This is a genomic window from Paenibacillus sp. G34, assembly GCF_056856875.1.
Genome location: NZ_CM166469.1, coordinates 4,302,332 through 4,315,953, shown reverse-complemented (window position 1 = coordinate 4,315,953; position 13,622 = coordinate 4,302,332). Strand labels below are relative to the sequence as shown.

Here is a 13,622-nt window from a genome sequence, read left to right as displayed (position 1 = left end):
ATAACCATTCCATTGATCGTCTTTTTTGTGCAGTGTAGAAGGAAGGGGACTATGCAAGAACGCTGTTAATCGGGTGTGCTTTTGAAATATGCGATTGAAAAATAGGACATTTTTCGCCTACAGGACATATATTGATATAGAAGGATGCAGAACGGGCAGATGAGCGTTAACGGGGGGCGGAAGGGATGAAAGTGAATACAAGCGACTCAACATCACGCGGTATGAAAATTTCTGATTTTCAAACGAAGGATGTCATTAATATTACGGATGGCAAACGTCTTGGCCAGATCAGTGATCTGGAACTGGATCTCAAACAAGGACGAATTGAAGCCATTGTTGTGCCAGGATATAGCCGTTTTATGGGGTTGTTTGGAGGAGGAACGGACCTGATCATTCCTTGGAGAAATATTGTGAAGATTGGCTCGGATGTCATTCTTGTCAAAATGGATGAGGTGAAGGAACAGGTTTATGACGAGCGTGAACGGGAAGCCCGTTTGTATGATGAGCAGCAGCAGAGCCGTTCAGAACGCACAGAGCGACAGGAACGATTGGATCGGAGTCAACGAAGAACGATATAAAGGAGACAGAAGGCATCTGTATTTGGTAAACTGGAAGTTGTGAGGTGATCAGGAATGGAACCATTTGTATTGGATAAAGATATCGTTAAGGATATTGAAGGGCAAACGTATCATGGTGAACAAGATCCGCTGTTATTATATATTGAACCTTGGAAACAGTCGTTTGAACGGTTAACGGTGGGTTTTACAACCAGACACGGGGGCGTTGGTCAAGAACCTTATGCTACCCTTAATTGTGCGTATCACGTTGGGGATGATGCGGAAACAGTGCTTGTTAATCGCCGCCTTGTAACGGAGAAGCTTGCTTTTTCGCTGGATGCATGGACCTGTGGCGAACAGGTGCATGGTAAAGAGGTAGCTGTCATTACAGCCGAAGACAGGGGCAGAGGCCTGCTGGATCGTCAATCGGCATTGCAGAACACGGATGGTCTGGTGACCAACATACCTGGTATTCTGCTGACTTCATTTTATGCTGACTGCGTTCCGCTGTATTTCTATGATCCGGTGACACAGGCTGTAGGGCTCGCTCATGCCGGATGGAAAGGCACAGTTGCAGGTGTTGCTGTCTCCATGGTGGAAACGATGGAACGAGAGTATGGAAGCCGGAGAGCGGATATAAGAGCGGCTATTGGACCCTCCATCGGGGATTGTTGTTATGAAGTGGATGAGGCTGTCATGAAGCATGTCCGGGTTTGGCTGGATGAACCACAGGGTAATGATGAATACAATGATTCTGCCTCAAAGCGCATTTATACACCTGCTGCGAACGGAAAAACGATGTTAAACTTGAAAGAATGTAATCGACACATTATGATGAAAGCAGGAATATTGCCGGATCATATCGAATGTACAACATGGTGTACAAGTTGTCATCCCGAACTTTTTTTCTCCTATCGTAAGGAAAATGGGGTAACGGGAAGAATGGCAAGCTGGATTGGGCTGGAAGAGAGGTGACCCTCTGTGTCATTGGAGGAGCGTATACAACAAGTGAATCAGAAGATTGAAGATGCGTGTAAGCGCAGCAACCGCACTTTTGAGGATGTGAACGTGATTGCGGTCACAAAATATGTTTCACTGCAAACGACGGGTGCTGTGCTTGAACATGGTCTTGAGAATATTGGAGAAAATCGTTGGCAGGATGCACAGGCAAAATGGGAAGCCTTTGGCCAAAAAGGGACATGGCACTTTATCGGTCATTTGCAGACAAACAAGGTGAAAGACGTCATTGGTAAGTTTGCATACATACATTCACTCGATCGTTTGTCACTGGCAAAAGAACTGGATAAAAAAGCCGGCTCACTTGGAATTAAGGTGAACACGTTTATGCAGGTGAACATTTCAGGCGAAGAGAGCAAATATGGTTTGCAGCCTGAACAAACAAGTTCTTTTCTGAAGGATATTCAATCGTTCAAAAACCTTAAGGTCATCGGTCTGATGACGATGGCTCCTCATGAGGAAGATCCAGAGTTAACGCGCCCTGTATTTCGGGGGTTGCGTGAGCTGAGAGAGGATTTGAATGGACAAGCATTGACAACTGAACCGATTACCGAGTTGTCCATGGGCATGTCCAACGATTTCGAAGTGGCCATTGAAGAAGGGGCAACTTGGGTGCGACTTGGATCAATTCTCGTAGGAAAAGAGGAGGGAACACGATGGGCGTAATGAACAAATTTATGAATTTCCTAGGACTTCAGGAAGAGGAAGAGATTGTAGAGCGGGAGCGTCTTGCTGCACAGGAAGAACAAGAGTCTGAACAGCAGGAAAGTGAAACCTCTGCACTCGATAAACGTAGAAACCAAAGGGGGAATAATGTGGTTAGCATTCATTCCCAGAAAAATGTCAAGGTTGTCCTTTATGAGCCTCGTTCTTATGACGAAGCGCAGGAGATTGCCGACCATCTACGGTCGCATCGTACCGTTGTTGTGAATCTGCAGCGAATCCGTCAGGATCAGGCTTTACGTGTGATTGATTTTCTGAGCGGCACGGTATATGCATTAGGCGGCGGTATATCTAAAATTGGCGGCAACATTTTTCTCTGTACGCCAGATACGGTTGAAATTCAGGGAACCATTACGGAGATACTGGCTGACAGCGAGCAAGATTATAACAGAATGAGGTGAGCCTTTTTTGTATCAGATGATTGAAGGTATATTGGGTACGCTATACCAGATTTATTTTTACATGGTTATTGTCTACATATTGATGTCATGGCTTCCCAATGCACGGGAAAGCTTCATCGGTGAATTGCTAGGCAAATTTGTTGAACCCTACTTAAGTCCTTTCCGCCGGTTTATCCCGCCTTTGTTCGGTGTGTTGGATATTTCCCCGATTGTCGCGCTGCTTGTCCTTCGACTGGCGCTTGTTGGGTTACTCTCTATCGTTCAGTATTTAACATTTTAGGTTAGGGTGACATAGATGAGTGGTGATATTTACGAACATTTTAGCCATGATGAGCGTGACTTTGTAGATAAAGCTTCCGATTGGGTTGAACGGGCGAGCAAGGTTCATGATATGAAGCTCACCGATTTCCTTGATCCAAGACAGGTGTTTATTCTTCAAACCTTGGTCAACCGTACCGATGACGTTCAAATTCGTCTGGACGGCGGTTACGAAGGGGCTGAACGCAAGCGTGCATTGATTGCACCCGACTATCGATACCTGGATGAAGAAGATATGGGGATGCAGGTGCTTAGCATTACGTCTGACGATCAGAAAATCTCGGAACTCGAGCATGGGGACTATATGGGTTCCCTGCTCGGACTTGGGATGAAACGTGGCAAGATTGGAGATATTCAAGTGCTGGAGGATGGTTGCCATACTGTGGTGGCAGCGGAGACCGGCGCTTTTTTATCGCTTCAATTGAATCAGGTGCATCGGTTACATGTATTCACAGAGTTACTGCCATTGAATCAGATGAAATGGTCTGTGACGAAATTGGACACCATAGATATTACCGTTGCATCATTACGGCTGGATGGCATTTGTGCAGATGTGTATCGGCTGAGCCGGAGCAAAGTATTGGTTCCAATCAAGGCAGGACGCTGTAAAGTGAACTGGAAAGTGGTGGAAGACCCTTCGAAGCCACTTAAGGCGGGGGATGTAGTATCTATTCAAGGGTTTGGCCGTTTTAAGGTATTGGAACAAGATGGGATGACCAAAAAGGGACGTTGCCGAGTGAAAATCGGGAAATTTGCTTAAGGTTGTTGCAGGATAATCCGAATTCTTGTCGAAATGTTAAACGTAAAGGTAAAAAAATATTCGGCGATTCCGATATACATTAAAGTGCAAGATATTTGGATCTCTGATCATGTCATGTGAGGACAGAACTTGTATTCCGTACAGATTGCCAGATCCGGCATCTTGTATAGGGCTCACTTGGGTGGAACCCATATGCTGCAAACCTTCTCTAAACGTGAGAAGGAATTTTTACAGGAGGTGGACAGCATGCCATTAACGCCGCTGGACATACATAACAAGGAATTCTCCCGACGCTTGCGTGGGTATGACGAGGATGAAGTCAATGAATTTCTGGATCAAGTCATCAAAGATTACGAAGGCGTCATCCGCGAGAACAAAGAGCTGAGCAATCAGTTGCTGTCCGTTCAGGAGAAGCTGGATCATTTTGCTACCATCGAGGAAACTCTTAGCAAAACGATCATCATTGCACAGGAAGCTGCTGATGATGTGAAGAATAACGCGAAGAAGGAAGCTCAGTTAATCGTGAAGGAAGCAGAGAAAAATGCAGACCGAATCGTTAACGAAGCCCTTGGTAAATCACGTAAGATTGCGTTGGAAGTGGAAGAGCTGAAGAAACAGGCTTCGATCTATCGCGCGCGTTTCCGCACGCTTGTTGAAGCTCAGCTTGAACTGTTGACACAGGATGGTTGGGAAGCACTGGAGAGCCGTGAGCAGGAAGTGCGTGACCGTGAGCGGGAGATGAAAGAAATTTATTAGTCTGCTGCCCGGTTGACTTTTGCGGGTAAAGAAGCTATAACTATATTCATATTGAATAGTGATTCCATGACGGGCTCAGTACGTTATGATCTCATCCCTCAGAGAGTTGGTGTCTGGTGCAAACCAACGGATGAGTTATAGCCGAATATCTCCCCGGAGAAGTGACGCTGAAGCGGTAATGCAATGCCGTGTGTAAGCTGAACCGTAAACCGTACGTTATAACGGTACCCTGCATCAGTTTAGCGGGGCTTAAGCGCTGTTGATGACAGAGCATACTCAGGTAACCTGAATGTGGTTTGTGATGAACAGAATTAGGGTGGTAACGCGAGCATAACCTCGTCCCTTTCCAGGGACGAGGTTTTTTTGTGTCCCAAAACGGTGAGCGGAATGAGCAGAACGGGTGGTTTTTTTTCCATCAATTCATCTTAACAAAAGAAAGGAAGTTGAACAGCATGCAACGAGTGGATGTCAAAGAGAAAGCACGCGCACGAGAATTACGTGTATTAGATAAATGGAAAACGGAGAATACGTTCAAACGCTCCATTGAGAATCGAGAGGGTAAGCCAAACTTTGTATTTTATGAAGGTCCGCCTACAGCGAACGGTAAACCACATATCGGTCACGTTCTCGGCCGTGTAATCAAAGACTTTGTGGGTCGTTACAACACAATGAAGGGTTATCGCGTCGTACGTAAAGCAGGATGGGATACACATGGTTTACCTGTAGAGCTTGGTGTACAGAAGAAGTTGGGTATCTCCCACAAGTGGGAAATCGAAGATTATGGCGTGGAGAAATTTATCAACGAGTGTAAAGCGAGCGTATTCGAATACGAGCAGCAGTGGCGCGACTTGACGGAAGGTATTGGATACTGGACGGATATGAATAATCCGTACATCACACTCGACAACAACTACATTGAGAGTGTGTGGAACATCCTGGCGACGATCCATGAGAAAGGTTTGTTGTACCGCGGTCACCGCGTAAGTCCATACTGCCCTTCTTGCCAGACAACACTGAGTTCGCATGAAGTTGCACAAGGATACAAGGACGTTAAAGACCTGAGTGCAACTGCGAAATTCAAGCTGCAAGACAGCGGCGAATTCGTATTGGCTTGGACGACAACACCATGGACACTTCCTTCACACGTTGCTCTTGCTGTGAACCCGGAAATGGATTATTCCCGTGTACGTCAGAACGATGAAGTGTACATCATGGCAACAAATCTGGTGGAGAAAGTAATGAAAGACAGCAAAGGCGAGTATGAGATCATCGGTTCACTGAAAGGTGCGGACCTGGTCGGTAAAACGTACAGCCCGCCATTTAACTATGTACAGGCAGAGAAAACAAACATCGTGCTTGGTGCAGGATTTGTAACGGATGCAAGCGGTACGGGTATCGTTCATTTGGCTCCTGCACATGGTGAGGATGACTACCGTGTATGTCGCGAGAATGGCATTAGTTTTGTAAACATGGTTGATCTGGAAGGTAAGTTTGTGGCAGAAGTGACTGATTTTGCAGGTCGCTTTGTAAAAGATTGCGACATTGACATCGTAAGATACTTGTCCGAGAACGGCCGTTTGTTCAGCAAAGAGAAATACGAGCATAGCTACCCGTTCTGCTGGCGTTGTGATACTCCACTTCTGTACTACGCAATGGACAGCTGGTTTATCCAGACAACAGCGATCAAGGATCAGCTTATTGCCAACAACAGTGAAGTGGAATGGTATCCAGGTCATGTGCGTGAAGGTCGCTTCGGTAAATTCCTCGAAGATCTCGTGGACTGGAACATCAGCCGTGACCGTTACTGGGGAACACCGCTGAACATTTGGGTGTGTGAAGAGACAGGTGAACAGTTTGCTCCTCACAGCATTGCTGAGTTACGTTCGCGTGCCGTAGGGGATGTACCTGAAAACTTGGAGTTGCATAAACCATATGTGGATGAAGTAAAAGTGCTCAGCTCTTGTGGCAAATACGAAATGAAGCGTACACCTGAAGTGATCGATGTATGGTTCGACAGTGGCTCCATGCCGTTTGCGCAGCAGCATTATCCTTTTGAAAATAAAGAAGTATTTGAGCAGCAATATCCTGCAGATATGATCTGTGAAGGGATTGACCAAACGCGCGGCTGGTTCTACAGCTTGCTTGCGGTATCTACACTTTTGACAGGCAAAGCGCCTTATAAAGCCGTTATGGCAACAGGACACGTACTGGACGAAAATGGCCAAAAGATGTCTAAGTCTAAAGGCAATGTTATCGATCCATGGGAAGTCATCGAGGAATACGGTACGGATGCATTCCGCTGGGCGTTGTTGTCTGACAGTGCACCGTGGAACAGCAAACGTTTCTCCAAGGGAATCGTAGGAGAAGCGAAGTCCAAAATGGTGGATACGCTGGTGAATACTCATGCATTCTTGACGCTGTACGCGACCATCGATGGATTTGATCCACAGGAACATCCATTCCAAGTGTCTGCTCACAAATTGGATCGCTGGATTCTGTCCAGATTAAACAGCCTGATCCTTGTGGTAGAAAAAGCATTGTCCGTGAACGACTATCTGAACTCTTCCAAAGCGATTGAAGCCTTTGTAGATGAGCTCAGTAACTGGTATATCCGCCGTTCCCGTGATCGCTTCTGGGGAAGTGGTTTGACAGAGGATAAGCTGGATGCGTATCGTACCCTTACCGAAGTACTCGTGACTACAGCGAAACTGGTTGCGCCATTCACTCCAATGCTGGCTGAGGACATCTACCTCAACCTGACTACGGGGGAAAGTGTGCATATGGATGACTATCCTGTAGCGAATGAAGCATTAATCGATGCGGATCTGGAGCAAGATATGGAAACAGCTCGTCGTGTGGTTGAGCTTGCGCGTAACGTTCGTAACGAGACAGGTATCAAAACGCGTCAGCCATTATCCGAGTTGATTGTATCCCTTGACAAAGGTTTTGATCTGGCAAGTTATGAAGAGATCATCAAGGAAGAGATCAACGTCAAAGGAATCCGTACAGAGCATAACGATGCCGAATTTGTTGATTTCACACTCAAGCTGAATCTTAAAGTTGCGGGTAAAAAATACGGTAAAAACGTAGGTTTCCTGCAAAACTTGTTCAAAGGCATGACGGCGGATGAGACCCGTAAAGTGGTAGCAGAAGGTGCATTCAACGTCGTTTCTCCGGAAGGGGAGGAGCTACAGGTGACGGATGAGGAACTGCTCGTTGAGAAACAGGCTAAATCGGGCTTTGCTTCCGCATCCGGTTATGGTTTGACGGTAGCTCTCAACACGGAAATCACAACGGCGCTGGAGCAAGAAGGTTGGGTACGTGAAGTGGTTCGGGCGGTACAAGATACCCGCAAACGTCTGGATCTGCCAATCGAGAAAAGAGTGCGCCTGACGCTGGATGTGGATGCGGATCTGCAAGCAGCTATTGAAGCATTTGACGATGTCCTGCGCGAAAATGTACTCGTCACAGATGTGACCTTTGGTACGAAGGATGCAATGGAGCGTGTAGAAGCTGGAGGCAAAGCCATCGGAATCTACATTGAAGCCTAGGAGATAGGAACGTTTTCTGTTCTTGCGGATAACTTGATCTTTAGGATTAGGATATGTAATTAAATATAGGATATAAATAAATGAGCCACAGCTAAGGAAGCAATTCCATAAGCTGGGCTCGTTTGTTTTTTTGAGGATAAGGCAATGATTAAAATGTGAAGTTTTTTCTAAAAGTCGTTAGTTTGATCTATATTCATGTAAGGAATGGAGTAGCAAAAATGAGCAAACAAGAACAGTCAGTTGAATCCATAAAAGAAAACTCTGCTACGGATTCTGTGAATACATCCCACGACAAAATCGAAGAGTTACATACATTAACGAATCGGCTTGCCAATGAACTGGAGCGTTCACGAATTGCACAATATACAGAATTGCTGAACCGACCATGGAAACTCATCGGGTTAAATCTGTTATCCGGTGCAGCGAGAGGTGTAGGGATCGCCATCGGATTCACCTTTTTTGCCGCAACCATTATCTATGTGTTACAAGTTCTTGGAGCATTAAACTTGCCTATCGTGGGAGATTATATTGCCGATATTGTGCGCATTGTACAGCGGCAGCTTGATATGAACACGTATTAATAACATGAATTGCCTTCATGTAGTTCACTTCGACCAAGCTTAATACGTTTCATCATCCTCGGTATCCGGTTCAAGCAGTCCTGAGCCTTCGCCATTCTCCAGATACTGTCGATACTGGCGATTTCGGACAATGGAGACATCATGACCATAAATATCGGTTGCGACAAAGCTTTCATAAGCTTCAACAAAGCCGTCTAGCTCTTCCGTAGCTTCAATAGCCATCACATCGTAACTGTCGATATCACCATTTTCCGCCATTGCAGGAGAGTTCGAGTTGCCCCAGCTCTCCACGATCTGCCAGGCATCCTCACCATCAAAACCATTCTGATCATCCCGTTCATCCAGGCTGGTACGCCCAAAAGATGGAGCAAGGAATTCCTCCTCAACAGGACGATTCTCGGAAACGACCGTCTCAGGCTGGTGTTTTTTGCAGTATTTTGTGTATGGCACGGCTTCCATACGCTCATAAGGGATCGGTTGTTGGCAGACAGCGCATGTACCGTAATGACCTTCTTCGATTGAATGCAGGGCTGAGTCAATACGTTCGAGTTGAAACTCATCATGCTCTAACAGAGAGATATCTTTCTCTCGTTCATATACCTCGGTGGCAAGGTCACCAGGGTGGTTATCGATCGGTGAAAGTTCACCGGTCTGCAATTTTAAAGAGTCTCCCAAGCCGTAGTGTTCATTTTCTGATAACCGATGTTCGATATCGCGTTTGTCGGATAAAAGCTGGGAACGTAGAGATTGCATTTGCTCGGCTGTAAAATGTGACATGGCTTTCCCCTTTCTGTTCCATTTGGAATCCGGTTGATGTCTCCATCCTAGGATGTACCTTTTGGGGCTGGATTACAGAAGGCAAATGTTATCGTTTTTTCCAAGCTGTCTGAGCCTGCTTCTGCCTTGCACGTTTGCCATGTCATGGACGATCTCTGAATAGCTGTGCTACAATAAATAAGTCTGGCGAATGCTTGGTATCGCTGGAAAAGACAAGAACGGAGTGACAACAAACGTGGTGTATTATATCCTTGCTTTTATCGTATTTTTAGTGGATCAGGGAACGAAGTACCTGATTGCTACCCGGATGGAACTTAGAGAAGAAATTCCGGTCATTGGCAATTTTTTTGTCATCACTTCCCATCGTAATTCAGGTGCGGCGTTTGGCATTTTGCAGGACCAACGCTGGTTCTTTATTGTGGTGACCATCATTGTGGTTGTCGCTTTGATTTGGTATTTGCAAAAGGTAAAAGATACTCCGCACAAATTGCTGCCCGTAGCACTTAGCCTGGTGCTTGGAGGGGCAATTGGCAACTTCCTTGACCGTGCTTTGACAGGGGAAGTTGTAGACTTTGTGCAGCTTAATTTTGGTAGTTACACATTTCCGATTTTCAATATTGCTGACTCGGCAATCTGTATCGGAGTAGCGTTGATTGTTGTGGAAACATTGCTTGAAGGACGCCGTGAAAAAGCGGCTGCAAAGATTGAAGGGAATGAGCAGCATCATGAGTAATTTTAATGAGGAACAACATAATAATGAAGAGCAATTTAACGGTGAGGAACGGTTGGAATGGATCGTTGCCGCTGAACATAAGAAAGAACGTGTAGATAAATATGTTACAGATGCAGTAGATAACGTTTCTCGCTCTCAGGTTCAGCTATGGATCGCAGACGGAGCCGTTACAGTTAATGGTTCTGTAGTGAAGGCCAATGCGAAACTGTCGGAGGGGGATCAGATCGTGTTACAGATTCCCGAGCCTGCTGTGGTGGAGATCGTTGCGGAAGACATTCCGCTTGAAGTGGTCTACGAAGACAGTGACCTGATTGTAATTAACAAACAACGTGGACTTGTCGTACACCCGGCACCGGGGCATACTTCCGGTACACTTGTGAACGCTTTGATGTATCATTGCAAGGATCTCTCCGGCATTAATGGAGAACTGCGTCCTGGGATTGTGCATCGGATCGACAAGGATACGTCAGGCTTGATTATGGCTGCCAAAAACGACCGCGCTCATGCTTCGCTGGCTGCCCAGCTGAAGGAGCACAGTGTCAACAGACGTTATATTGCGTTGGTTCACGGTCATCTCAGCCATGATCAAGGTACGATAGATGCACCGATCGGACGAGACACGAATGATCGTAAAATGTACACGGTCACGGAGCGCAACAGCAAACATGCTGTGACTCATTTTACCGTGACGGAGCGCATTAATGACTACACCTTACTGGAGCTGAAGCTCGAAACAGGACGTACTCATCAGATCCGGGTGCATATGAAATTTATCGGTCATCCCCTTGTTGGTGATCCGACCTATGGACGTAATAAGGGCATTAGAATGAATGGACAGGCCCTGCATGCAGCAACACTCGGTTTTGTGCATCCTACTACAGGAGAATACATGGAATTCAACGCGCCGATTCCGCAGGATATGGAGGATGTACTGGCTTCGCTGAGAAGCCGTTGACGCTTGAAGAAAGTACAAATGTTCGGATATTTTGTCCATGGTGTTGAATGCTCAAATGCTTCATATTAAAACATGAGAAATTTGCGTCAAATGAGGAGATGAACGACATTATGAGTATCGATAAATATCAGGAAACATATATCCAAACCAATTTTGCCGACCGTATCGGTGGCTCCAACTATGGTAAAGACACGAACATCTATAAATTCGAGAAAATCAAACGTGCGAAAGCTTCGGCAAAAAAAGACTTTCCCGATGTCGAGCTGATTGACCTTGGTGTAGGCGAACCGGACGAGATGGCAGATGCAGGCATCGTAGCTGCACTTGCTGAAGAAGCAGGCAAACCGGAGAACCGTGGTTATGCCGATAACGGGATTCCTGAATTCAAGACAGCAGCAGCAGCTTACTTGAAAAACGTATTTAACGTAGAGGGTATTGATGCGGATACGGAAATCGTGCACTCCATCGGTTCCAAGCCAGCTTTGGCGATGTTGCCTTCTTGCTTCATCAACCCGGGTGACGTAACTATTATGACGGTTCCTGGTTATCCGGTCATGGGTACACATACGAAATACCTCGGTGGCGAAGTGTTCAACGTTCAATTGACTAAAGAGAATAATTTTCTGCCCGATTTGAAGGCGATTCCTGAAGACATTGCAAAACGTGCGAAATTGCTCTATTTGAACTATCCGAACAACCCGACTGGCGCAAGTGCTACGGTAGAGTTTTTCACTGAAGTTGTTGAATGGGCGAAAAAATACAATGTGGTTGTTGTGCATGATGCACCATATGCAGCACTGACATATGATGGGAAGAAACCATTCAGCTTCCTGTCCGTACCTGGTGCCAAGGATGTAGGTGTGGAACTGCACTCTCTCTCCAAATCTTACAACATGACAGGTTGGAGAATTGGCTTCGTAGCCGGTAATCCTCTCGTTGTCAAAGCATTCAGTGATGTGAAGGACAACAACGATTCCGGTCAATTCATCGCGATTCAGAAGGCAGCGGCTTACGGATTGAATCATCCTGAGATTACGGAGAAAATTGCAGAAAAGTATTCCCGCCGTCACGATATGCTGGTTGCAGCACTCAACGAGCTGGGCTTCCAAGCAGAGAAACCAAAAGGTTCTTTCTTCCTTTATGTTGAAGCACCAAAAGGTGTGGTCGGTGGACGTCGCTTCGAGTCAGGAGAAGACTTCTCCCAATTCCTGATTCGTGAGAAGCTGATTTCATCCGTGCCTTGGGATGATGCAGGTAACTTTGTTCGTTTCTCCGTTACATTTATCGCGAGTGGCGAAGAGGAAGAAAAACGGGTTATTGCTGAAATCAAACGTCGTCTGAGTGACGTAGAGTTTGAATTTTAATTCAAACATAGGATAATATAGACTTATGATTGGTATAAAGAGACCGGAAACGGTCTCTTTTTTATGTCAAAATATATTCATTATACTCTTTACAAAAATAACCAAGCAACTTATGATTAAGTCTTTACGTTATTTGTATAGACATCCAAGTCAGAATTGTTGTTGAAGGGAGTTATTACCATTGTTTTCATCAAGACAAAATACGGTATCATCGGCTGAGGGCAGCGCTGGAACGATTTCCGGCTTATTCAAATTGTTAAGGCCTAAACAGTGGACCAAAAATGTATTGTTGTTTGCAGCACTGTTGTTTTCATTTGAGGAAATTCGGACAGAAACCATTGTTGCAACAGGAGTTGGTTTTCTGTTGTTTAGTCTGGTTGCAGGCTGTGTTTATATATTAAACGATTATGTCGACCGGGAACGGGACAGACAGCATCCGACCAAGCAGTTCCGTCCCATTGCTTCCGGGCAGGTTAATCCAACACATGCGTTATTATTCGGAATTGCACTGCTGGTAATCTCTTTGGCAGGCGCCTTTATGATGAATCCGTTATTCGGTGTGTTGTGCGTGGTGTACTTCTTGCTGAACGTATCCTATTCATTTGTGCTTAAGCATCTCGTTATTCTGGATATGATGACCATTGCGGCTGGATTTGTTCTACGTGCCATTGCTGGGGGTGTCTTGATTCATGTTCCGTTCACACCTTGGTTCCTAATTTGTACGATGCTGTTATCACTCTTTCTGGCGATTGGTAAACGGAGAAATGAACTTACATTGCTCGAAGGCAACACAGGATCACATCGTAAGGTGCTGGATAATTACTCGATAACGTTACTGGATCAGTTCAACACGATCGTCACGACAGCAACCATCATCAGTTATTCACTGTTCACCTTTACGTCAGATCGCACCATTCATCTGATGTGGACCATTCCACTGGTGATCTATGGCATGTTCCGGTATTTGTATCTCATCCATATGAAAAATCAGGGCGGATCACCGGACCGTGTTTTGTTTGAGGACAAGCCTATCCTGATTACGGTTATTTTGTACGTAGTGAGTGTGATTACGATCTTTGCCATCTTCGAGTAGATGTAGAGAGAAGAGAATATAAGATAGAGGGGGATC

14 protein-coding genes and 1 other annotated feature are annotated in these 13,622 nt (G+C 45.6%); of the genes, 13 read left to right on the top strand and 1 reads right to left on the bottom strand.

Translation table 11 applies throughout. From position 1 onward, the window contains the following. Positions 1-185: 185 nt before the first annotated feature. The 9 genes from AC1VYS_RS19740 (at position 186) to AC1VYS_RS19700 (ending at position 8,664) form a co-directional block, all read left to right on the top strand. Positions 186-578, top strand: coding sequence for a YlmC/YmxH family sporulation protein (locus AC1VYS_RS19740; protein WP_482911113.1), 393 nt, complete (start codon positions 186-188; stop codon positions 576-578). Between the two features lie 54 nt (positions 579-632). Then, positions 633-1,532, top strand: a complete 900-nt coding sequence (gene pgeF / locus AC1VYS_RS19735) for a peptidoglycan editing factor PgeF (protein WP_482911112.1) — start codon at positions 633-635, stop codon at positions 1,530-1,532. Positions 1,533-1,538: 6 nt separating this feature from the next. Continuing rightward, entirely contained in the window at positions 1,539-2,240 is a 702-nt protein-coding gene (locus tag AC1VYS_RS19730; RefSeq protein WP_441928760.1) for a YggS family pyridoxal phosphate-dependent enzyme, read from the top strand. Next, the gene (locus AC1VYS_RS19725; RefSeq protein WP_482911111.1) at positions 2,231-2,698 is read left to right on the top strand and encodes a cell division protein SepF; all 468 of its coding nucleotides are present in this window, start codon (positions 2,231-2,233) and stop codon (positions 2,696-2,698) included. Before AC1VYS_RS19730 ends, AC1VYS_RS19725 begins: the two co-directional genes overlap by 10 nt. A gap of 16 nt (positions 2,699-2,714) precedes the next feature. Beyond that, positions 2,715-2,978, top strand: a complete 264-nt coding sequence (locus tag AC1VYS_RS19720) for a YggT family protein (RefSeq protein WP_090923796.1) — start codon at positions 2,715-2,717, stop codon at positions 2,976-2,978. A 15-nt stretch (positions 2,979-2,993) separates the two neighbouring features. Then, positions 2,994-3,776, top strand: coding sequence for a YlmH family RNA-binding protein (locus AC1VYS_RS19715; RefSeq protein ID WP_482911110.1), 783 nt, complete (start codon positions 2,994-2,996; stop codon positions 3,774-3,776). A gap of 246 nt (positions 3,777-4,022) precedes the next feature. Then, complete coding sequence (locus AC1VYS_RS19710) at positions 4,023-4,532, top strand: DivIVA domain-containing protein (RefSeq protein WP_090923744.1); 510 nt, start codon at positions 4,023-4,025, stop codon at positions 4,530-4,532. Positions 4,533-4,589: 57 nt separating this feature from the next. Next, positions 4,590-4,879 (top strand) — a binding site (T-box leader). Between the two features lie 105 nt (positions 4,880-4,984). Further along, complete coding sequence (gene ileS / locus AC1VYS_RS19705) at positions 4,985-8,083, top strand: isoleucine--tRNA ligase (protein ID WP_482911109.1); 3,099 nt, start codon at positions 4,985-4,987, stop codon at positions 8,081-8,083. A 218-nt stretch (positions 8,084-8,301) separates the two neighbouring features. Beyond that, positions 8,302-8,664: a DUF5665 domain-containing protein gene (locus AC1VYS_RS19700; protein WP_482911108.1), complete on the top strand. Its 363-nt coding sequence runs from the start codon at positions 8,302-8,304 to the stop codon at positions 8,662-8,664. 39 nt (positions 8,665-8,703) lie between these two features. Here AC1VYS_RS19700 and AC1VYS_RS19695 read toward each other — a convergent pair whose 3' ends face one another. Further along, the gene (locus AC1VYS_RS19695; RefSeq protein ID WP_482911107.1) at positions 8,704-9,441 is read right to left on the bottom strand and encodes a TraR/DksA C4-type zinc finger protein; all 738 of its coding nucleotides are present in this window, start codon (positions 9,439-9,441) and stop codon (positions 8,704-8,706) included. 235 nt (positions 9,442-9,676) lie between these two features. Here AC1VYS_RS19695 and lspA point away from each other — a divergent pair, with 235 nt between their 5' ends. The 4 genes from lspA to AC1VYS_RS19675 all read left to right on the top strand — a co-directional run bounded on the left by lspA (position 9,677) and on the right by AC1VYS_RS19675 (position 13,586). After that, positions 9,677-10,174 carry a signal peptidase II gene (lspA, locus tag AC1VYS_RS19690; protein ID WP_482915066.1) on the top strand — a complete coding sequence of 166 codons (498 nt, stop codon included), beginning with the start codon at positions 9,677-9,679 and terminating at the stop codon, positions 10,172-10,174. Beyond that, on the top strand, positions 10,167-11,129 hold the full coding sequence (locus tag AC1VYS_RS19685) for an RluA family pseudouridine synthase (RefSeq protein WP_482911106.1): 963 nt from the start codon (positions 10,167-10,169) through the stop codon (positions 11,127-11,129). Before lspA ends, AC1VYS_RS19685 begins: the two co-directional genes overlap by 8 nt. 110 nt (positions 11,130-11,239) lie before the next feature. Continuing rightward, the gene (locus AC1VYS_RS19680) at positions 11,240-12,493 is read left to right on the top strand and encodes an LL-diaminopimelate aminotransferase (RefSeq protein ID WP_482911105.1); all 1,254 of its coding nucleotides are present in this window, start codon (positions 11,240-11,242) and stop codon (positions 12,491-12,493) included. Between the two features lie 181 nt (positions 12,494-12,674). Beyond that, entirely contained in the window at positions 12,675-13,586 is a 912-nt protein-coding gene (locus tag AC1VYS_RS19675; RefSeq protein WP_482911104.1) for a decaprenyl-phosphate phosphoribosyltransferase, read from the top strand. The last annotated feature ends 36 nt before the right edge of the window (positions 13,587-13,622 follow it).